The following is a 21,002-nucleotide window of genomic DNA, read 5'->3' on the forward strand; positions in this document are numbered from 1 at the left end:
GTGGATTGCCTGGTCTGTCGCAATGACGTTTAAATTAAAAATTTCAAATGCCCTAATTCCGAAATCAAAAACCCGATATCCGAAATTAGAATAGCCTGTTATGTAAGCTCCTTAATGCTTCTATTTTATCCTCGGTTTTTACCAGTAACGATAGGTTATGATCGCTGCCACCGTATGATATCATCCTCAACGGGATATGTTTAACAGCTTCGAGCACGCGTGCCGCGTAGCCATGCTTTTCGGCTCCAAAATCACCTACTACGCAAATGATGGTCTGGTTTACGTCAATTTCTACCGAGCCGTAAGCGTTTAACTCTTTAGTGATATCGCCGAGATAAGTAGTGTCATCAATAGTAACAGATACACCTACTTCTGATGTGGTGATCATATCTATTGATGTTTTATAGCGCTCAAACACTTCAAATACCTTGCGTAAAAAGCCGTGGGCCAAAAGCATCCTGCTCGATTGGATCTTGATGGCGGTGATGGCATCTTTGGCAGCAATAGATTTGATCTTGTCCTTTTCGCTGGTATTGGTGATCAGGGTTCCCTGAGCTTTGGGGTCCATCGTGTTCAATAAACGAACCGGGATTTTATATTTCTGGGCAGGGAATACACTTTGCGGGTGCAGGATCTTCGCGCCAAAATAAGCTAACTCGGCAGCTTCATCAAATGATAACTGGGCTATGGGCTGAGTTCCTTTAACAATACGCGGATCGTTATTGTGCATGCCGTCAATATCCGTCCAGATCTGTACCTCTTCGCTGCGGATACCTGCACCAATCAGTGATGCGGTATAGTCGCTACCACCGCGACGCAGGTTATCAATTTCGCCGTAAGCGTTGCGGCAAATATAGCCCTGGGTAATAAACAGGTTTACTTCCGGGTGTTTATCAAGCAGCGGAAGCAGATTTTCGGTAATGTGGTCAACAATCGGCTCGTTATCCTCATCTATTTTCATAAAATCCAAAGCAGGCAGCAGTACCGACGGTACGCCAATCTCTTTCAGATAAACATGATAAAGGGTTGTTGACAGCAGTTCGCCCTGCGCAACAATGATCTTATCTTCGATATTGGTAAACAGATCATTAGCCAGGTTGCTCAGCAACGAAAAATGGTAGTCGATAACCTCTTTGCCCTGGGCTAAAAATTCAGGCTTGACAAACAACTCCTTAATAAAAATTTCGTACTTATCCTTCAGGATAGTAATAAGCTGTGCCGCCTTCTTCTTATCGCCGGCGATGTATGCTTGTCCAATTTCTACGAGGCTGTTTGTTGTGCCTGACACTGCCGATAGTACCACTACCTGGCGCTCGGCCGGGTTAATGATGTCAAGCAGCGCTTTCATCCGGGCGGGGCTACCTACTGATGTCCCACCAAATTTTAAAACTTTCATTTTTATGTTGCTGTTACCTTGTTTGAATTGATGTTTGATAATACCATTTTGCTGATTTTCAAGCACCAATATTTGAGGCGCTAAAAATAGTATTTAAAAACGCTTATCGGTAATTTAATTTAAAGAGCCTCGCGCAAGAAAAAGCGCGGGATTGTGCGATTCCCCTCTTGAGAGGGGCGGAGGGGGTGTTTATGCTTTGATAGGCTTGTAGCAGCCCCCCCTCGCTCTCGCTCATTCCCTCGCACCCCCCTCTCAAGAGGGGATTTACACTCCTGAAATATTTTTTCTAAATTCACGGTGATATATCATCTGTTTTGCGCACTTACTATTAAACGCAATGATCATGGCAAATGAGATAGTTTTTGACGAACTGGTAATGCAAAGGGAAAAGCTCATTACGGCGCTTTACAAAGGCGCTTTCCCGGCGGTGGCAAAATATGTAAGTAAAATGGGCGGCTCTTTTGATGATGCAAAAGATGTGTTTCAGGATGCGCTTGTTATCTATTATGAGAAAACAACTGCCGGCGTACTTTCCTTAAATACCACTGAAACAGCTTACCTGTTGGGTATAGCCAAACACCTTTGGTTTAAAAAGTTCAGGGATGATGGTAACAATCTGCCGCTTGATAGTTACGGGTTTGACATACGCGATGAAACCGACGAACAACCATCGACCAATAAACTGATGCGTTACCTGGAAACTGCCGGTAAAAAGTGCATGGAATTGCTAAGTGCTTTCTACTACCACAAGTTATCTATGAATGAGCTCGCAGGTTTATTTGGCTATGGAAGCGAGCGCTCAGCTACTGTGCAGAAGTACAAGTGCATTGAAAAAGTAAGGGAAACGGTAAAAGAACAATCACTGGCTTATGAGGACTTCATTGAATGAGATAAAGGCAATTGATGATCATGTGCTTGGGCAGGCAGCGCCCGATGAGACGCTGTTGTTTGAGGCTAAACTGATCATCAATCCCGAACTTAAACAGCAGGTGATGTGGCATAAGCAAACCCTTAACCTGGTACAGCAATATGGCCGAAATAGCCTCCGGGAGGAGATAGAAGCGGTACATCAAAAACTATTCAGTCAGCCCGAGCACGAAGGTTTCAGGCAAAAGATCATGCGTTTATTTCGCAAACGCTAAAAGCTAAATTTTATGAATATCAATCAAAATGAGTTCCGCAAATACGCGGTAGGGCATCGCCGTGTCCAGAGTTTGCATGTCGACAGGTTTATCGGACAGGTAAATAACAGCAAAATAAACATGGGTATGACGCCCTATATTATGGAAGAGCGCCAGATGAACATTTCGCAAATGGATGTTTTTTCGAGGCTGATGATGGACAGAATTATTTTCCTGGGTACTGCGATAGATGAACAGGTGGCCAACATTATCCAGGCGCAATTACTGTTCCTGCAATCGGCCGATGCCAAAAAGGATATCCAGATCTATATCAATTCGCCGGGTGGTTCGGTATACGCCGGGCTGGGGATCTATGATACCATGCAATTTATCTCGCCCGATGTTGCTACCATTTGCACCGGCATGGCCGCCTCCATGGCTTCCACGTTACTTTGTGCCGGTGCCCACGGCAAGCGGGCAGCGTTACCACACTCAAGGGTGATGCTTCACCAACCATCGGGCGGAGCTCAGGGGCAGGAGTCGGATATTGAAATAGCTGCTATACAGATAGCCAAAATGAAAAGGGAACTTTATGAAATAGCAGCCAAACACAGCGGCCAAAGCTATGAACGGATCCACGAGGTATCTGACAGGGATTACTGGATGATTGCCAAAGAAGCCAAGGCGTTTGGAATGATAGATGAGGTGTTGGGAGGGAAGGAGGAGTAACATTAAAAAATGCCATTGCGAGGAGGAACGACGAAGCAATCGCATGCTATACAGGGCGGATATGCTTCCGTGCGATTGCCACGCTATCGCTCGCAATGACATTTTTTTTATCTAACTTTTACTTATTCAACGCATCCACCTTATCAAAAAACTCGTTTTGCAGTTTAATGGTGTTGGTATCCGCCTTGATTGCTTTAAGGGCCTGAATAAAACTGGCTATTTCATGTTCTGCTATAAATTTGCCAAACTCGGGAGTGGCTTTAGCGCCTTCGCCGGCGTAGTGGTTAGGGTAAGCAGCATACCACCAGATGGGCGTATAAACATTGGTTAGGTTTAAACGGTGTTGGTTTTCGCCAGATTGCGATGCTGCCCTGTCCATCTTCATTAAATCAGGGCGATAGTATAACATTGATGCGGTTTCACTTTCACCGGCATGTTGATCGCCCTCAATTGCCGATTTATGCATTTTGCGGTATTGATCTGTGTATTCTTTATCGGCACCATGCGGGTTATAAAAATATACTGCGTAATTATGCCTTTTGTTGAGTAACGACTGCATAAAAAACTGGATAAACTCCGGGTTGCCACCGTGCCCGTTCAGGATCACTATTTTATCGAAGCCATTGCGGGCAATTTCGTCGCAGGTGGCTTCCAGCAAATCCCAAATCACTTTGCTTGGCAGGGCGAATGTTCCGGGCTGGTGGCGGGCTTCATTGATCTGCCCGTAAAAATAATCGGGGAATACCACAGCATATTCAGATTTAACCGCGTGTGCCGCCCATTCGCGCACGTGGATCAGGTCGGTGCCGAGCGGGGAGTGGGGACCGTGTTTTTCCAGGATGCCGATAGGCAGGATACAGGTTTTTGAAGATTTTTCGAGTGCTGCCGGAAAATCAGAAGCAACAAGCTCGTCCCAGCGGGCAGGTATTTGCTGGGCAAAGGAATAAGCAGAAAGCAGCAACGCTGCAAACAGTAATAAGTGCTTTTTCATAAATTATAGGTTTTATAACAGGTTTATAGCAAAAGTATTTGCCCCTGAAATTTACGAACTTAAATTACTGCTTACCAGTGGGTAATTTAAAAATTACAATAGTATATCAGCGAACGTTAGGCAGGGAGTAGCAGAAGGCCGCGCCCTTTATCCTGTTGTTCTCCACCCAAATGCGGCCGTTCATTTTTTCGGTAAAATCCTTACAGATCATAAGGGCTACGCCGGCGCCTTTTTCTTTTTCGTTGCTGTACTGCATATTGGCTTTAAAATTAAACAGCAGTTGAAGCTTATCGGGAGAGATACCTTTGCCTTCATCCTGTACACAAACGGTTACATCCTTATCACTCGACGCGCTTATGGTAACGGTTGAATTATCGGGCGAAAACTTGATGGCGTTATGTATAAAGTTGCGGTGTATAAACTGTACCAGTTCTTTATCGGCATGAATAATAATTGAGGGATCAACTGCATTTATCAGCTTAAGCTTATGATCTTCGCTTATCAGGTTAAAAGGTTGAATGGCCTCATCAATAAGTTCCTTTAATGGTAGCGGAACGGCTTTATAATCAAAGCCGGATAGTTGTTGCTTGATCCATTGTAGAATGTTCTCAAAAATTTCCAGCGAAATATTGGATGAATGTTCCATGGTATCCACCAGTTCCATTAACTCATCTCGTGTAAACGAATCAGCATCCTTTAATACCGTTGCCAATGTTTTAAGCGCACCTATAGGCTGCCTGAAATCATGAGCGAGAATAGACACCAGGCGGTTGTTAAATTCGTGGTCTATTTCCAGCTTCTCGTTCCGGAGCTGAACGGTTCGGTTAAGCTCTTCTAATGTTTGTCCGTGCTTTTTCTTTAGGCGATACAGGCGATAGGTGAAAATTACTGTAATAGCGGTAATTACAAATAGAATTCCCAGTACTATAGCCAGTACCTGTCTGTTTTGGCTCCGGATGGTGATGGCTTCCAGTTGCTGGTCTTTCAGGGCATAATCAATATAATCAAAGCCCGATGTATTGGTATATTTCTCTTCATCGTCATATAACTTCAACAGTTTTGAACTATAACGCTGTACTTCAGGCAGGTTATTTTGAGCAATGTAGATATCATACAGTTTTTTTCCGAAGATCTTTTCGTAATAATGATAGCCGCTCTTTTCGGCAATAGAAAGCCCCTGTTTATAGTATTCGATGGCTTTGGTGATATTAGGTTCCAGGTACAGGTCACCAAGGTTCATTACTATGTCAAGGCTCAGGTAATAAAGTTCCATAGCCAGGCCATTATTTACAGCCTTTTGTAGCAGAGCCGCACCTTTTTCACGCTCGTTATTTTGCAGGTAAAGTAAACCCTGCACCTGGTCGGCTTCCACCAGCATCCGGTTATCTTTAAACCGGGTGCCTATTTCGCGGGCTTTATCTAAATAAATTTCAACCGAATCTTTAGGGATCTGTTCCGGGTACAAGAGGAGGTAGTTGCATAATACCAACGACATGATAGAATCGCGTTGCAGGGTTTTACCTATGTTTATCGCCCGCTTAAAAAAGTTAATAGCTTTTTTATCCTCCCGGTTTTCGTTAAATACCAGGCCAATGTTCATTAGTCCCTGTACCGTGTTTGAGGTGTCATTTAACTCTTTATACAGGTTATAAGCTTCATTGTAATAACGCAGTGAAAGCTGTAGGTTACCCTTCAGATCGTAAACAATACCTATAGCATTGAGGGCATCGGCTTTGCCTGCTTTGTAGTTAAGCCGCTCGGCTATGCTCCTGGCTTTTTTAGCATAGTAAAAAGCGCTGTCGATGTTTTGTTCGTACATCAGCATGCCCAGCCGGTTAAGCGCGTTTACATACTTAGTACTATCGTGAATTAAAGGCAGATCTTTTTTTAGCTTATTAACCTCCCTCGACTGGCCGAAACACACGGATACAGCAAGAAGCAGCAATACTAAGAAGCTTACGGTTTTTTTCATCAACGGATATCAGCAAACAGGCTTTGGGTTTAAATTTAGCCTAAACCGTTATACGTATCAAAAAACAGTATGGTTGGAAAATATTAAATAAAATAGGCATTGGCTACGGTTAATTAAACTGTTGCACAGCATTATCCAATTATCGGCAGGTATAAAACTGCAGATATTGTTGATATATTATTTAGTTTAAGTTGAACGTTTTACCTGCAAAGGCTATAAAGAATCGGGATTAGGAATAAAGTTCATAAACGCCTGGAACTTGGCATAGTAGTTTTGCATGTTTAGCTGGTAATAATAAGCACCGCGTTTTGAGCCTGCTTTGTCTTTGTCAGCCAGTTTGATAAGCAAGCCGGTGGCCAGTACCCTTTTGCTAAAGTTACGTTTATCAATAGTGGTATTAAACACACTCTCGTAAAGGGTTTGTAATTGAGGAATGGTAAATTTGGTAGGCAAAAGCTCAAACAGGATAGGGTGCATAGCCGCCTTATAGCGAATGCGTTTGCGGGCTTGCTCAACCATTTCCTGCTGGTCAAATATCAGCTTGGGGGCACGTTTAAGCTGAAACCATTCGGCCTGGTAATCGTCGCTGATCTGGGCTTCGTATTTATGGATATCAACCAGTGCAAAGTACGCTACGGATACTGTGCGCTCAATAGGATCGCGCTGGGGTTGCCCAAAAGTATATAACTGTTCAAGATACACGCCCTCCAGGCCGGTTAGCTGCTTAAGGATGCGATTGGCACTTTGGTCAAGGCTTTCATCTGGCTGAACAAAGCCGCCCATTAAACTCCAGTTTCCCTTTTCAGGCTGAAAACCTCTTTTTATCAGTAAAATTTTTAAAACTTCGCCATCAAAGCCAAAAATGATACAATCAACAGCTAATAATAACCTTGTTTGCTTGGAGTACTTGAGCATTTATAACAGTAATAATTTTATGGTAAAAACAAATATAAAATAACATTTGATATAAGCCGACAAATTTGCAGGGTTATACCGGTTAAAAAAGTATTAATTTACAATAGTTAGTCAAATGTGTAAATTAATTGTCCTTTTTACAATCATAAATGCTATTTATAATTATTTTATTCTCCCCAGGCGGTTATCACCAGCATGCGGTTGCCACCATGGTTACGGTGTTCGCACAGATAAATACCCTGCCACATACCTAAGGCAAGCCTGCCGTTGCGGATAGGGATAGTTACCGAACTGCCCAACATAGCCGCCTTCAAATGCGCGGGCATATCATCGGGCCCTTCGTCATCATGTAAATAGTCTGGGTCGTTTTCTGGCACAGCTTTGCTAAAGTACATTTCAAAGTCCTGCCGTACGGTTGGGTCGGCATTTTCATTAATGGTTAATGAGGCCGAAGTATGCTGTATAAATACCTGGCAAATGCCGGTTTTAAACTCATGTAGCTGGGGTAGTGCATTGGCCACTTCGGAGGTGATGAGGTGAAAACCCCTTCTGCGTTCCCTGAGCTGAAGCATTTGCTGAACAATTTTCATAAACAGTGTGCTTTATAACGATGCTGCAAACATATCTATAAAGATTGTTCCGTTTTTGTTTTGAGTGGCTTGCGTTATTAAAATTATTTGTTTGTTTTATGGCGATCAGGCAACAATTGAGGGATTTATGCTTACAGTTTCGGCAGTAAATAGCCGGTTAATGAATGCCTTTATTTTTTCAATGAAACTTTTCCTGACTGGTTTTTCAATAGTTTGAATTTGATCATTATCCGGGGGCTTGGGGCTATCCGCGTCCTGCATTTCTTCCAAAACAATTTCGCGGATTTCGGGGTCACGGTTTACAATCTCATCCAGTTCACTAAGCTCGTTAAACGTAGCTGTACCGTTTTTTTGCCGCTTAATAAGTATCTCAAAGCGGTCCTGGTTAAACGTACGCCTTTCTAATTGCTTGCCGTATTTCATGACATTTATAGTAATCATTTTTATAAACTCAAATTAAGTGCCATGTATATATATTGTTGATTATCAGTATTTTGATTTTGTGTTGAGTTTTAGACTTGCATCATTCTGAGACAGGTGTCGTTCGTTTTCGTGCAGGGGGGCTGTTTCATAAAATAGGTTTTACTAACTTGTATTAGTATTTTTAAATAAAACACACTCGTTACGCATGAATTGGTGGCCCTATGAAAAATTCTTTGTTATAAGTACGCTTAACCTCGACGAGGTAAAATCAAGAATGATAGAACAAGTGACCCCGGCTTCTTCAGTAACTTTCTTCGAACAATTAACGAATATATATCCTGCAACTTTTAAGGGTTATGTAAATGCCGATGGGTTTAAAATTGAGCCTGTAATTGTTGGTCGCAATTCGTTTATTCCTTTAATAAAGGGAAAATTTGAAGCAACAGAATCAGGGAGTAGAGTTTCTATAACTATGGCTATGCATAATGAGATATCTTATATTATAATAGGTGTGGCAACGTTTTTAGTATTTGCAGGGTTGATGAGTTGTTTGAGTACATTACAATCGGGTAAATTTGATTTTGCATCGTTGGGGCCATTTGCGATACTGGCACTCATTTACCTGATGGTGATATATGGCTTTAATTCAGAGAGTAATAGTTGCAGGACATTTTTGATTGAATTATTAGAGGGCGAATATGAACGATAGCATCACAAAACAAATACAAGGCTTAGCCCCACTGTTGCAGGTATTTGACATGCCTGTTGCTTTAGGCTTTTACCGGGATGTGCTGGGTTTTGAAGTAGTACAAGCCTCGGGTGAAAGAGATGATGTGGATTGGGTGTTACTGAAGCTCAACAACATAGAACTTATGCTTAACACCGCGTATGAAAAACCAAACCAGCCATCAGAACCAGATGAGCGGCGCATAGCGGCTCATACGGATACGTCGTTGTATTTCGGCCACCCCGATATCGATAAACTGTATAGTTATTTATTAGATAATGGCATGCATCTTAAAGAGCCTCAAATTACAGGTTATGGCTGGAAAGCTATTTACCTGCTTGATCCCGATGGGTATTTGCTGTGTTTTCACTGGCCTGTAAATTAGCCCTACAGCTTTTCGTAATGGTCTTCCGGGCCGTCGGCGGCCAGAGGGACTGTCCCGTAAAATGTTAATATCTTACCATCTATTTTGAAAAATGTGATGCTATTGGCCGCGGTATCGTTATCAAACATGATCTGTTCGTGCGCATTATCATACCTGCGGGTGCGGTAGGTGCCGCTTTTTTTCAGCGTATCTTTATTTAATCGCTGATAAGTGGTTGCCGTAAACACAATAATGTTACCATTGCCTGGTTTTACAGCATTGTAATTTTGAGGAGTAGCGCAATAACAGCTTGAACCGCGATACTCCCATTTGCCAATAAGCTGTTCATTATTAGGTGTTTTATCTTTTTTACAGCTTAGTAAAGCGGCAAACACGCAAAATAAAAGTAGCCTTTTCATATCCTAATGTTTATAATGCTTTACGAAAGGCTGGTAAGAAACGCTACATGTAACCTTAGATAGTAACAGTTTCAATACATAATTTGCAGCGTTGGTTTAATTAAGTATTTTGGTGTAAACCAATCTATTCTCCTATAACTCATGAAACAACAAAACTTATCAAGGCGCAGGTTTATTGGCAATAGCGCGCTTGCAGCAGCCGGATTTTTAGCATTTTCAAAATCATCATTTGCCGGTAGTTTTTTGAACAGCGCCGATAAACCTAACTCGCTTATTAATGGTGTGCAGATAGGGGTGATCACCTACTCATTCCGCAGTATGCCGGGCGCTATCGATGATTTGCTGAAATACTGTATCGACTGCAATATCAGCGCTATTGAATTGATGGGTGACGCTGCTGAAGCTTACGCCGGAGCGCCCAAGCGTGAGGCCAATGAGGATTGGACTGCTTTTGGCAAGAAGATGGCTGAATGGCGTGCCGCCGCCCCAATGGATAAGTTTAAGGAGATCAAGAAAATGTACAATAATGCAGGTGTAAGCATTTACGCCTGGAAACCCAACGCCCTCGGCACTAAGAACACCGATGCTGAAATTGATTATGCCTTTAACGCGGGAAAAGCCCTTGGAGTAAACCACGTAACCGTTGAACTGCCTGATGAGGCCCAGACTAAACGACTTGGTGACATAGCCGCAAAACATAAAATGATGGTTGGCTATCATGCCCATACCCAGGCCACACCAACGCTTTGGGATACGGCTTTAAGTCAGTCAAAATATAATGGTATTAATCTTGATATCGGTCACTACGTAGCTGGTACCAGCAGCAGCCCGGTGCCGTTCATCGAAAAATATCACGACCGGATAACCAGCATGCATATTAAAGACCGCAAGTTTAAAGACGGCCCTAACCAGCCATGGGGTCAAGGTGATACACCTATAAAAGAGGTATTAGCTTTGCTTAAAAATAACCACTATAAGTTCCCGGCTACAATTGAGTTGGAATATAAGATCCCTGAAGGATCAGACGCGGTAAAAGAGGTGAAAATTTGCAGACAGTTTGCAGCAGATGCTTTGGCATAGTAAATACATTTTGTAATTGATGAATGTGCGCAGCCCGCCGTATTTACATTTATGTTTGTTAAATTTAAACTGTTAATAAACGGATGTATGAACGCGGGTTGCAAACTTAAATTAGAATGGGTGCCTGAAGCTTATAAGGCTGGGGTTGATATTGGCAGCCAATCGAACAGCGTTACAGAAAGGCAGCCATTATCTGATAAAAGCTTGTTATACGGTCATTCGGTAAAAAAGTATTTGGGCAAACAGCTCTATCCAAAGAAATAGAATACGTTTTTACAGGATTGTATGTACAGCTAATAAATTATTTTACCTTAGATGAGCTGTATTTGACACCGGCCTTATCATCATGAAAAAAATACTGTTTTGCGCATTGCTGTTAGTTCAGTCTGTGTTTGCGCAAATACCTAAACCACAAAAAAATACTTATGTAAACGATTTCGCGCATGTATTAACCGCCGATCAGGTTTATGGCTTAAATAAAGAAATTTATCGCATCGAAAAAGCGTCTACCGTACAGATCGCTATAGTATTGGTAAAAACTGTGCCTGCTAAATATACCATCGAGAAATACACAAAACTTATAGGGAAAAAATGGCATGTAGGTAAAGCGCATAATGGTATCGTGTATGTTGCTGCTATTGATCAGCACAAACAACGGATAGAATTGGATAGCATGGCACTGGCCCGGTTAACTATAATCGAACGTGAGGGGTTACTCAGTGCCATCAAGCCATACTTCAAGACAGGCGATTATAATGGTGGTCTGCATGATTTTGTCGGCAGGCTCAGCCAATACTTTGTGCCTCCCCCTCCAGAACCTGTTAAGGCAGATAAACCGGCAGCAGTAGAAAAGCCTGACAACGCAAAGGTTTCGGACGGGACTGTTATTTTGATTGTTTTGATAGTTTGTGTCGTCACAATGCTCACGTTTTTGGGTTTGGTGTGGTTGATTATTAAAGGGATAAAGTCAATAACCACCGGGCGTGGAAATAGAACGGTTGTATATGAATCGGATGATTATTCATATTCCCGCCCTTCATGGTTTTGGCGCTGGCGGCATCGTCATTATCACGGCGGTAATTATTACAACAACAGAAGTTCTTCGGTTTTTATAAGCAGTTCCGGCAGTTCCCGACAGGTTGATGATGAAGAAGATAATAAACCATCTAACTGGGGAAATTGGGGCGACTCATCTTCGGATGATAATAACGATTCTGATGATAGCTATAAACGTAGTGGAGGCTCGTCATCCTCATCCGAGGGGAGCTTTTCAAGTAGTGGGGGCTCTACCTCAGATTGGTAAACTGTATCGGGATAGCGGACTTGTGAAAGAAATTCTATCTTTATCAAATGGAGTCAAAAATATTTTCATATAAGGTAGATGGCGTGGCGCTTGAACCGGTTAATGATCAGTTAAGTATAAGCCCGGTGTTTGACCGTAAGGAGCTGCTTACCAAACTGAAAGATCTTTTTAAAGATGACGATTATAAGTTAGATGAACGTAGCTTCGATTATAAAATTAAAGATGGCCAGCTTTACATAGAGGGTGCAGTAACCAAACATGTGGAAGCTAAGTCGATAGGGTTTATGAGCGGAAAATAAAAGAAAATCACTTGTTTCAGGGTTGGTTATTAATTAATCCTGAAACTTGTAAATGTTTCCCTGGTGACAGGTTTGGTATAGTATGATTTTACATGCTGATACTGTTTTGAGCGTATCAGGTCCTTTGGCAATATTGAGAAGGTTACGATGTAAATTTCAATAGTTTTAGCTATCAGGGAATGTATTTTTTTAAACTCATCCAGAAATTCCCAGCCGCTGAACGGGCTCATATAAAGATCAAGAAAAATAACATCGGGCAGCTCATCTGCATTTTGCAAATGCTCCCTGATATATCGGATAGAATGCTCGGCATTGGTACTGTATGTTACAGCGTCAAATGCAAGATATTTTTCCTGCATTCCCTTAATAATGGCAATATCTATTTGATTGTCATCTATATATAAAAGCGTTTTGGCCATTAGGTCAGATTTAGATCACCACTAATATAGCTAAAAGCTATAATGGTATTTTGTAAGTGGCAGATATCTGCAGCTGATTAAGCCAAAGTGTGAAAAATGTGATGCTGTTTAATTGGTTGATTATTAGGTTTTTGATTTTATTTTTTCAAGCACTTTCCCATTATTGTACAATTTTATTTTAGGTTAATAATACCTCTTATAACCTATAAATTGTTCAGGGAGAAAATATGTTATAAAAGGTAAACTGTTATAGCGATAGGTTATTGCTCTACAAAATGCCAGCAAACCCCGGCAATATCTATAATGTTAAACTCTTTGCCGTAGCTTTCCTGACTGATTTCGCCTATCCGGATACTAAAGCGTTGAGGCAGTTGCTTGTCTATAACCATTTGTCTGAAGGCCGATACGTCGGTTATTTTGACGCTGAGCATAAAGTTTTGAGCAAAATCGGGCTGATCATAACGTTGCAGGATAAAGCGGCAGCTGTCTTTTTGAAATCCGATATAGTCGCCCGAATCCCAGTTAATCTTAAATCCCAGTTCCTGGAAAAGCTGTTTTGAACCTTCAAAATCGCTGCCTGAAGGTACGAAGGGCTCAAGTGATAAAAACTCCATATGGTTTGGCGGATAGTATATGTATGTAAACATAGCAAATGCGATTCGGAATTAACAGAGTAAAAAGCTTCTGCCTTATAAGCCTTAAATCGTATCAATTTTTCTTCAATTCATCTCAATGTGGTGTTTGGATAAAAAGTGGAAAGGTTATTTTATTGATGTTTGCCGCTGTTTTAACCTGCAACGCCTGCCAATTACGGGCGTTTGAATTAAATAACCAATGGAAATAGCAGAACCTGTAGCAGCGCCACCAGTAGTAAAAACCAAACAGCATTTCGAAATTTTAGATGGCCTTCGCGGTATCGCCGCCATCGCGGTTGTAATATTCCATTTTATGGAATTTGTTGTTCCTGATTATAATAAAAGCTTTATCGCGCATGCTTATCTCGCGGTTGATTTCTTTTTCTGCTTGTCTGGTTTTGTGATAGCTTACGCCTATGATAGCAAACTGAAAAGTTTAGGCCTCCCGCTGTTCTTTAAGCTCAGGCTTATTCGTTTGCACCCACTGGTGGTTATTGGTTCGGTTATTGGGTTACTTGCTTTTGTTTTTGATCCGTTCAGTAATCTTTATGCAACTTATGGTATTGGGCAAACTTTGCTGATGTTTTTGAGTTCCTCTTTACTCATTCCGTACCCGCTTATTCACGAGCGGTATTTTAACCTATTCCATCTTAATCCGCCAACATGGTCGTTATTTTGGGAGTACATTGCCAATATTGTTTATGCTTTGGTATTGGTTAAAATCCGGAATAAAGGATTGTGGTTGTTAACAGTAGTTGCAGCTATTTTGCTGTGCTATGAGGCCTCAACGGCAAAATGCCTCGCGGTAGGTTATGGTGGCGATAATTTTGGAGGCGGAGCAATCCGGGTTTTCTATTCCTTTTTAGCGGGAATTCTAGTGTATCGTTCAAACTTTATCATTAAATCACGTTTAGGCTTTTTAGTTATCGGGTTAATGCTGTTAATAGTCTTCCTGGTACCTTTTTCAGATGAAACAAACCATATAACCGACCCGCTTATCGTGATCTTTTATTTCCCGTTCCTGGTGGCGCTTGGTGCAGGGGCTGGGCTGCATACCCGCTTTGCTAAAATTTGTAAATTTTCCGGCGATATCTCCTATCCGCTGTATGTGATCCACTATCCGTTTCTATGGCTGTTTTTGAGCTATCTGGAAGCTAAGAAGCCTTCAATGGGGCAGATGATAACCATGATTCCGGTAGGGGTGATACTGTTGACCGGTTTGGCTTACGTGATTATGATTTGCCTTGATATCCCTATCCGTAAGCATCTGAAGAATGGGCTGCGGAAAGGGCAGTAGTATAGTAACATGTTGTTTACAAACTGGAATTTTTTAGTTTCGGGGCAATAAAATGCATTCGGCTTCGTTTTATTTTTCCACAAATTATAGCTTTCGTGAAAAGATTCTACATGTCTTATAGTGTAGTTTTTACACATTAGGTGCTGATTATCAGTTGTAAAAGCATAATGCTTTGTTAAAAAAGTACCACTACAACAGCACTACTTCAATTTATTATCATGTTTTTGATATGTTAAATTAAAATTTACTTTTTACTTTTATCTCACCAATTATATTAAACTACAGTGGGTAAGAGTATTAACAACAGTCATATCCAACAATTGATAGCAGGTGATGAGGCTGCTTTCGATTTGATTTATGAAACGTACAGCAGTAAGGTTTACCGCCTGGCTTTTCGCTTTCTGAAGGATGCGCAGCAGAGCGAGGAAATAGTGCAGGAGTGTTTTATTAACCTTTGGACCAGTCGCGAAAAACTTAACGCCATGGGCGATATCTGGCTATACCTTTATGTTATTGCCAAGCGCCTCTCATTAAACTCCCTAAGGCAAATGTGCCAGTCGCGGGAGCTTTCCGGTAAGCTGGTAAATCACATAGCAACTGTTCATAACGATACGGAAGAAGATTTGCTGGTAAGCGATCTGGAGCAGTTTACCGAGCGGATCATCAATAAGCTTCCACGTCAGCAACAGCTTATTTTCCGTTTAAGCAGGGTAGAACATCTCACCCACAAAGAAATAGCCGATCAGTTGCAGATTTCGCCAAACACAGTAAAAAACCACATGGTTGAGGCATTGAAAACCCTCAAATCGCAACTGCAATACTCCGACCTTATTTTTATGCTTGCCTTGTTCTTCTGGATCAATTAAAGGCACACCCTTCACCTAAACCTTTCAATCAAGTCTGTTTACCCTGTAATTTAATGCTGCCGTTGTACCGCCGGTTACATCGATAGTGACGCCTGTTATTTGTCCTGCCAGGTCAGAGGCCAGGAAAACCGCTGTATTGGCAATATCGGCCATTAATGGTAACTTTTTAAGCATGGTATCGCCTTCCATTTTTTTGATGATGGGATCAATAACATCCGGCATGGCATCAATAGCGCTTTTAAATACCCTGGAATCCGGCGAACCACCTGAACGGATATTAACCACTCGGATCCCGTAAACGCCCAGCTCGGAAGCAAGTGTACGCGAAAAACTTTCTACAGCACTGCAAGCCGGACCAAAGCCGCCTGTAAGCGGATAGCCGATACCTGCCGGCGTAGCAGTAAGTGATAAAATTACTCCCGATTTTTGCTTCATCATCACCCTGGCTACTGCAATTGCGGTCATGAAACGGGTTTGCATGGTTAGGGTAATGGGGTTTACAAAATCGTCGGCAGATATTTCGGTAAGGGGGATATTCTGTACTACATCAACACCAACCGCGTTAAAAGAAATATCAACTGTACCGGCTATACTTACCATTTGCTGTAAATGCTGTTCAATCGCAGCCTCGTTAAAGGCGTCCACAATGGCTGTTTCGGCTAAGCCGTCGGAAGCAATAATTTCGTCCGCTACCTTTTGGATGGATTGCTGATTGAGGCCGGTTAAAAACACCTTTGCACCGCCAGCCGCAAGTGCCTTTGCCACTGCACCACCCAACGAGCCACCGGCCCCGTATATCACCGCGTTTTTGTTTTTCAGAATCATGATATTTTTTGATAAGAAATGGTATCTGAAATGCCAGATTACATAACAAACATAATTTAAAATATTGCTTTCCGGAGGGCGCTAAGATGACAAATGCAGGGCGGGTTTAGGACAATACCAACCGGAGTGTCAGCATACATTAACCTTACTTTTCACTTATCTCCCTTTTACTTTTTGAAAGCGTTGGATTATACCCAAACTGCTTTTTAAAAGCGTATGAAAAATGCGAGAGGTTTTCAAAGCCTAATTCAAAGTACACTTCGGATGGTTTGCGGTTTTGTTCAACTATTTGGTAATGGGCGGTTTCCAGCCGCTTTTTGGTGAGCCATTTTTCAGGAGTATTGCCGAAGGCTTTCTTGAAGTCTCGTTTAAAGGTGGTTAAGCTCCTGCCGGTAAGGTACCCAAATCTTGCAGCGGTGAGGTTGAACATGTAATTTTTCTCCATAAAATCGGTCAGGTCAATTTTACCGGGCTCTTCAAAATGTCCCAGCAAGTTATCAACCGATTTATCAATGGAACGAAGCACCGCAATTGCTTCGGTTATTTTGATGTTCGCTATCTCTTCAGGCAAATCATCGGCCACTTCAAAATAGGGGAGTAAAGACCCAAACAGGCTTTCGAGTAGCGGATGTTGATCGAAATATTTAACCTCGGGCTCTGCCGGGGTAACATGAACCTGCGTAAGCGTGGCGTAATAGCGCTGTAATGCTTCCTGCGGGAAACAGATAGATATCGATTTAAAAAGCTCTCCGTTTAGGGGCACTTTACTCATCCTGCCCAACTGGTTACGCGGCAACAGGATGATATCTCCCGAATGAAAAACAAATAGCCGGTCGGCCGAAGCGATCCTCATTTCGCCCGATAGTACGCACACCAATGCATGCCACGGAAGGATCACTTCCCGACTGTAATGCTTTTCCCGTTTACAGGATACGAATACCATCGACCTGCTGGCCGCTCCCGGTTGTTCCATTAATGTAAAAATAGCTATTTATTGAGGCTGAAAGCAAAATGCATAAAGCTGAAAGCTTTATTTTACTATTCCCAATTGTATCAGGCTTTCAGCAGTAGCAACAATCGCTTCTTCTGCCGGGCGGGGCGACCAGCCAAGTAGGCGCCGTGCTTTTTCGCTTGTGGCATTCATGTTTTGATCAAGCATAGGCGCGATAACTTTTGCGGTGGGGTTCCACAGGGCGGTTAAATGTATTAGCCAGTTAGGCACGTTTTTCGCCGTAACTTTATCTGCATGATGCCCCAGGCGTCTTTTCAGAATGCGTGCTATGTCAATAGTCCATAAGCTTTCGCCCGAAATTGCCAGGAAACGTTGTCCATTTGCTGCCGGGTTGGTCATGGCCCGTAAGTGAAGATCAGCCACATCACGTACATCTACTAAACCAGTGTTTATTCTCGGGCAGCCTTTTAATTTGCCAAATAGCATGTTCTGTATCAGTTGTATTGAATGCGAATAATCGGGGCCCAAAACAGGGCCTGCAACCGCAACCGGATTTACCGTAGCCATTTCCAGCCCCCCGCCTTCGGTTTTAATAAACTCCCATGCGGCTTTTTCTGAAAGTGTTTTTGATTTTTGATAAGCCGGTACCTTATCATTTATCGGTGTCCAGTCGTTTTCATTGAATGGGGTAGTGCGTGGTTTGTGGCCAAAGCCGACCGCGCCAAATGCCGAAGTAAACACAACACGTTTAACACCGGCATCCCTGGCCGCTTTCAGCACCCTTAATACACCCTCCCTTGCGGGTATGATCATTTCGTCTTCATGTTTGTAGCCTTTAAGCGGGGTAGGAGAGGCTACATGTATCACGTATGTGCAATCTTCAGCCGCTTCGGCCCAGCCGGCATCAGCGCTCAGGTCGGCAGCTATAAAAGATAAACGGTCCCCAGCTTCAACGCCGCCGGTCCTAAGCATATCGCGTACTTCGGCCTCACGGTTTAATGAACGTACGGTTGTTTTAACCTTGTAACCTGCTTCAATAAGTTGCAGAATGCAGTATACCGCGATAAAGCCTGAGCCGCCCGTTACCAGTACCTGGGTATTGCTATTTAAATTTGTTGTTGTCATTTGCATTAAAAATTTATAATGCAAAGTTCTCGCAAATAGCTACACGCAGGTTTGTTTAAAAGCCCTAAGATGCTTTGTTTAAAAGGCCACGTTTGTTTAAATCATGCTTACTCCGTTCTTAAACTTTTTACCGGATTCATTAACGCTGCTTTTATAGCCTGAAAGCTGATGGTTAGCAAAGTAAGCATGATAGCCCCTGCTCCGGCTAACAGGAATACATCTGACCCAATACTGATGCGGTATTGATACTTTAACAGCCAGGCATTGAGGTAGTAATAAGAAACCGGACTTGCTATCAGGCAACTGATGACCACAAGAATTATAAACTCCTTAGATAATAGCATCCAAACCTGTGGTACGGTGGCGCCCAATACTTTCCGGATACCAATCTCTTTGGTGCGTTTTTCGGCCATATAGGCTGCTAAGCCAAATAGGCCTATGCAGGAAATCACAATGGCAAGCGAGGCGAATAAACCGGCCAGCTTCCCTATAAGCGATTCAAAATCAAACTTTGAGGCGTAGCTTTCATCCACAAAACTATACTGAAAAGGAATGGTTGGATTATAACGACCGAATATCGGGGCAAGCTTAGCCAATGCCGTATGGGTATTTACTTTTGGAGCAAGCCGGTATGTTACCACGCTCGACCAGCTTGGCTGGTAAATGAAGATAGTTGGTACCGAGTTTGAATATGGCGAAGCCATTAAGGCATCTTTAACTACCCCGATTACTGTAGCCCGCTGCTGTACGGTATGCCAAGTGATAACCTCGTTAACAGGAGATTTATATCGCATGCGTTTAACAGCCGCCTCATTGAGTATCACACTCAAAGAATCGGCCCCAAGGTTGCCGGTGAAATCACGCCCGCGCTCTATTTTCATGCCCAGCGTTTTAAAATAATCAGCATCAGATACGCCAATGATAGCAAGGCTCAATGTTTCGCCGGGTAACCTGCCCGACCAGTCTGTTACGCTATTATTGGCCCAGATATCGGTAACAGGACTTGAGGATTTGGTAACACTGCTCACCATGCCGGATGCCAGCATTTCATTCTTGAAAGCATCGTAATTACGTGTCAGGTCGCCGGTGGCATCGGTCATCACCAAACGGTTGTTGTCGTAACCTACGGGCCTGTCTTTGGCATGATTTATTTGTTGATAAATAACCATAGTGCTAATGATGAGCGCTATAGAACAGGTAAATTGAAGCACCACGAGGATCTCGCGCGGAAGGTTACCCGCTTTGCCCGTTTGCAAAGTTCCCTTTAAAACTTTTACAGGGTTGAAGGATGAGAGGTAAAAAGCAGGTCGCCCACCTGAAAGGAGCCCGGTTAAAATAACAAAGCCCATCATAAGTAACCAGAAAGTACCATTAGTGAATGGAATGCTGATTTCTGTATGGGTGAGGTTATTGAAAACGGGTAATGCCAGGGAAACAAAAAGTAGTGATAACAAAAAGGCCAGGAAGGTTAAAGTCATGGATTCGGTCAGGAACTGGAAGATCAGGTTTTTGCGGCTGGAGCCAATGGCTTTACGGACACCAACCTCACGGGCCCTCTTCTCTGATCGGGCGGTAGCCAGATTGGTGAAATTGATACAAGCGATGATCAGGATCAGCGTGCCGATGAGCGCGAACATCCTCACATAATCTATCAAGCCTCCCGATACCGTGCCATTTCTGTATTCTGAAAATAAATGCCAGTCTTTCAGCGGTTCCAGGAAAAGCTCGGCCTTGGTTTGTGCATAATATTGGGGGCTGTGCCTAACCATAGCCCCTTTTAATTTGGGTGCCAGTTCGGCATATGATACGTTGGGCTGTAATGCAACAAAAGTTTGAAACGAGTTATTGTCCCAATTGGTAAGCGATTGCTTAACCTCATCATTAGTAATTGAATAATATGTAAAAGGTACAACAAAGCTAAATTGAAAGGTTGAATTGGCTGGCACATCTTTCAGGATACCGGTAACCCGCAGATCATGAAAATTATCAATCTTTACCATTTTACCAACGGCTTCCGTTTTGCCAAATAATGCTGTGGCGGTGGCCTGTGATAACACAATAGAATATGGATCGCTTAACACAGCATCCGCATTGCCTTTTATAAGCGGGTACTGAAAAATTTTCAGGAAATCGCTGCCGGCCATTGCTCCGTTAACGTTTATCCTTTTATCGCCAACCATAAGCGGGTGTGAACCCATCCAGTCTGTTTGCGCTACATATTTAATCTCCGGAAAGTCTTTTTTTAAGGCATCGGCAAGGGGTAAATTTGTAGAGCCAACAGTGTTGATCTCCCCGTTATTATTTACGTTGAATTTTACCCTGTAAGCCAGCTGATATCCTGGCAAAAAGCGATCGTACGAAACCTGGGCATAAATCCACAAACCAATGAGCATGGCTACAGCCATACCTGTAGCTAAACCTATGATATTCAAAGCGCTGTAAACTTTATTGTTCACCAGGTTGCGCAAAGCGATTTTGAGATAATTTCTGATCATAACCGGGAAGTTTTAAATTATACGAAATTATTCGTAAATATGATGCCAATTGATTATGT

23 protein-coding genes are annotated in these 21,002 nt (G+C 42.6%); 10 read left to right on the forward strand and 13 right to left on the reverse strand.

Translation table 11 applies throughout. The features are described from left to right. Positions 1 to 85: 85 nt before the first annotated feature. Positions 86 to 1,396, reverse strand: coding sequence for an aspartate kinase (locus EAH55_RS08910; protein ID WP_112568145.1), 1,311 nt, complete (start codon positions 1,394 to 1,396; stop codon positions 86 to 88). A 343-nt stretch (positions 1,397 to 1,739) separates the two neighbouring features. On the opposite strand from EAH55_RS08910, the gene EAH55_RS08915 reads away from it, so the two are divergent. The 3 genes from EAH55_RS08915 to EAH55_RS08925 are packed head-to-tail and all read left to right on the forward strand — an operon-like array spanning position 1,740 to position 3,246. Continuing rightward, on the forward strand, positions 1,740 to 2,285 hold the full coding sequence (locus tag EAH55_RS08915; protein WP_121810022.1) for an RNA polymerase sigma factor: 546 nt from the start codon (positions 1,740 to 1,742) through the stop codon (positions 2,283 to 2,285). Then, positions 2,266 to 2,538 carry a hypothetical protein gene (locus tag EAH55_RS08920; protein WP_162996791.1) on the forward strand — a complete coding sequence of 91 codons (273 nt, stop codon included), beginning with the start codon at positions 2,266 to 2,268 and terminating at the stop codon, positions 2,536 to 2,538. The genes EAH55_RS08915 and EAH55_RS08920 overlap by 20 nt, the downstream gene beginning before the upstream one ends. Positions 2,539 to 2,550: 12 nt before the next feature. Then, entirely contained in the window at positions 2,551 to 3,246 is a 696-nt protein-coding gene (locus EAH55_RS08925) for an ATP-dependent Clp protease proteolytic subunit (protein ID WP_121809322.1), read from the forward strand. A gap of 118 nt (positions 3,247 to 3,364) precedes the next feature. Here the strand turns inward: EAH55_RS08925 and EAH55_RS08930 are convergent, their stop codons facing one another. The 5 genes from EAH55_RS08930 to EAH55_RS08950 form a co-directional block, all read right to left on the reverse strand. Then, positions 3,365 to 4,237 carry a creatininase family protein gene (locus EAH55_RS08930; RefSeq protein WP_121809323.1) on the reverse strand — a complete coding sequence of 291 codons (873 nt, stop codon included), beginning with the start codon at positions 4,235 to 4,237 and terminating at the stop codon, positions 3,365 to 3,367. Between the two features lie 106 nt (positions 4,238 to 4,343). Further along, positions 4,344 to 6,209: a tetratricopeptide repeat-containing sensor histidine kinase gene (locus EAH55_RS08935; RefSeq protein WP_121809324.1), complete on the reverse strand. Its 1,866-nt coding sequence runs from the start codon at positions 6,207 to 6,209 to the stop codon at positions 4,344 to 4,346. Positions 6,210 to 6,422: 213 nt separating this feature from the next. After that, positions 6,423 to 7,124 carry an NUDIX hydrolase gene (locus EAH55_RS08940; protein WP_112567744.1) on the reverse strand — a complete coding sequence of 234 codons (702 nt, stop codon included), beginning with the start codon at positions 7,122 to 7,124 and terminating at the stop codon, positions 6,423 to 6,425. Positions 7,125 to 7,291: 167 nt separating this feature from the next. Then, positions 7,292 to 7,714, reverse strand: a complete 423-nt coding sequence (locus EAH55_RS08945; RefSeq protein WP_121809325.1) for a secondary thiamine-phosphate synthase enzyme YjbQ — start codon at positions 7,712 to 7,714, stop codon at positions 7,292 to 7,294. 105 nt (positions 7,715 to 7,819) lie between these two features. Continuing rightward, positions 7,820 to 8,155 (reverse strand): hypothetical protein, encoded by a 336-nt coding sequence (locus EAH55_RS08950; RefSeq protein WP_162996792.1) that lies wholly within the window; start codon positions 8,153 to 8,155, stop codon positions 7,820 to 7,822. Positions 8,156 to 8,411: 256 nt separating this feature from the next. Here EAH55_RS08950 and EAH55_RS08955 point away from each other — a divergent pair, with 256 nt between their 5' ends. Both EAH55_RS08955 and EAH55_RS08960 read left to right on the forward strand, forming a co-directional pair. Then, entirely contained in the window at positions 8,412 to 8,846 is a 435-nt protein-coding gene (locus EAH55_RS08955) for a hypothetical protein (RefSeq protein WP_162996793.1), read from the forward strand. Next, positions 8,836 to 9,249: a VOC family protein gene (locus tag EAH55_RS08960; RefSeq protein ID WP_208644819.1), complete on the forward strand. Its 414-nt coding sequence runs from the start codon at positions 8,836 to 8,838 to the stop codon at positions 9,247 to 9,249. Before EAH55_RS08955 ends, EAH55_RS08960 begins: the two co-directional genes overlap by 11 nt. A gap of 2 nt (positions 9,250 to 9,251) precedes the next feature. On the opposite strand, the gene EAH55_RS08965 is transcribed toward EAH55_RS08960, so the two are convergent. Next, positions 9,252 to 9,647 (reverse strand): hypothetical protein, encoded by a 396-nt coding sequence (locus EAH55_RS08965; protein WP_121809328.1) that lies wholly within the window; start codon positions 9,645 to 9,647, stop codon positions 9,252 to 9,254. 141 nt (positions 9,648 to 9,788) lie between these two features. On the opposite strand from EAH55_RS08965, the gene EAH55_RS08970 reads away from it, so the two are divergent. The 3 genes from EAH55_RS08970 (at position 9,789) to EAH55_RS08985 (ending at position 12,329) form a co-directional block, all read left to right on the forward strand. After that, a complete protein-coding gene (locus EAH55_RS08970) occupies positions 9,789 to 10,727 on the forward strand; it encodes a sugar phosphate isomerase/epimerase family protein (protein ID WP_121809329.1) in 939 nt (312 codons plus the stop codon). 346 nt (positions 10,728 to 11,073) lie between these two features. Then, positions 11,074 to 12,030: a TPM domain-containing protein gene (locus EAH55_RS08980; RefSeq protein ID WP_121809330.1), complete on the forward strand. Its 957-nt coding sequence runs from the start codon at positions 11,074 to 11,076 to the stop codon at positions 12,028 to 12,030. A gap of 47 nt (positions 12,031 to 12,077) precedes the next feature. Beyond that, positions 12,078 to 12,329, forward strand: a complete 252-nt coding sequence (locus tag EAH55_RS08985; protein ID WP_121809331.1) for a hypothetical protein — start codon at positions 12,078 to 12,080, stop codon at positions 12,327 to 12,329. A 29-nt stretch (positions 12,330 to 12,358) separates the two neighbouring features. Here EAH55_RS08985 and EAH55_RS08990 read toward each other — a convergent pair whose 3' ends face one another. Further along, positions 12,359 to 12,748, reverse strand: coding sequence for a response regulator (locus tag EAH55_RS08990; RefSeq protein ID WP_121809332.1), 390 nt, complete (start codon positions 12,746 to 12,748; stop codon positions 12,359 to 12,361). Between the two features lie 260 nt (positions 12,749 to 13,008). Next, positions 13,009 to 13,395 (reverse strand): VOC family protein, encoded by a 387-nt coding sequence (locus tag EAH55_RS08995; RefSeq protein WP_244228134.1) that lies wholly within the window; start codon positions 13,393 to 13,395, stop codon positions 13,009 to 13,011. A 187-nt stretch (positions 13,396 to 13,582) separates the two neighbouring features. Here EAH55_RS08995 and EAH55_RS09000 point away from each other — a divergent pair, with 187 nt between their 5' ends. Both EAH55_RS09000 and EAH55_RS09005 read left to right on the forward strand, forming a co-directional pair. Beyond that, complete coding sequence (locus EAH55_RS09000) at positions 13,583 to 14,680, forward strand: acyltransferase family protein (RefSeq protein ID WP_121809333.1); 1,098 nt, start codon at positions 13,583 to 13,585, stop codon at positions 14,678 to 14,680. 284 nt (positions 14,681 to 14,964) lie between these two features. Further along, the gene (locus EAH55_RS09005) at positions 14,965 to 15,546 is read left to right on the forward strand and encodes an RNA polymerase sigma factor (protein WP_112567766.1); all 582 of its coding nucleotides are present in this window, start codon (positions 14,965 to 14,967) and stop codon (positions 15,544 to 15,546) included. Positions 15,547 to 15,570: 24 nt separating this feature from the next. Here the strand turns inward: EAH55_RS09005 and EAH55_RS09010 are convergent, their stop codons facing one another. The 4 genes from EAH55_RS09010 to EAH55_RS09025 all read right to left on the reverse strand — a co-directional run bounded on the left by EAH55_RS09010 (position 15,571) and on the right by EAH55_RS09025 (position 20,943). After that, a complete protein-coding gene (locus tag EAH55_RS09010; RefSeq protein ID WP_121809334.1) occupies positions 15,571 to 16,371 on the reverse strand; it encodes an SDR family NAD(P)-dependent oxidoreductase in 801 nt (266 codons plus the stop codon). A gap of 145 nt (positions 16,372 to 16,516) precedes the next feature. Beyond that, positions 16,517 to 17,344, reverse strand: a complete 828-nt coding sequence (locus EAH55_RS09015; protein ID WP_121809335.1) for a helix-turn-helix domain-containing protein — start codon at positions 17,342 to 17,344, stop codon at positions 16,517 to 16,519. Between the two features lie 57 nt (positions 17,345 to 17,401). Further along, positions 17,402 to 18,448, reverse strand: coding sequence for an SDR family oxidoreductase (locus tag EAH55_RS09020; RefSeq protein ID WP_121809336.1), 1,047 nt, complete (start codon positions 18,446 to 18,448; stop codon positions 17,402 to 17,404). Positions 18,449 to 18,555: 107 nt separating this feature from the next. Continuing rightward, positions 18,556 to 20,943, reverse strand: a complete 2,388-nt coding sequence (locus EAH55_RS09025) for an ABC transporter permease (RefSeq protein WP_121809337.1) — start codon at positions 20,941 to 20,943, stop codon at positions 18,556 to 18,558. Between the last annotated feature and the right edge of the window lie 59 nt (positions 20,944 to 21,002).

The sequence above is a fragment of the Mucilaginibacter kameinonensis genome (genome assembly GCF_003675385.1).
In the GTDB taxonomy this organism is placed as follows: Bacteria; Bacteroidota; Bacteroidia; order Sphingobacteriales; family Sphingobacteriaceae; genus Mucilaginibacter; species Mucilaginibacter kameinonensis.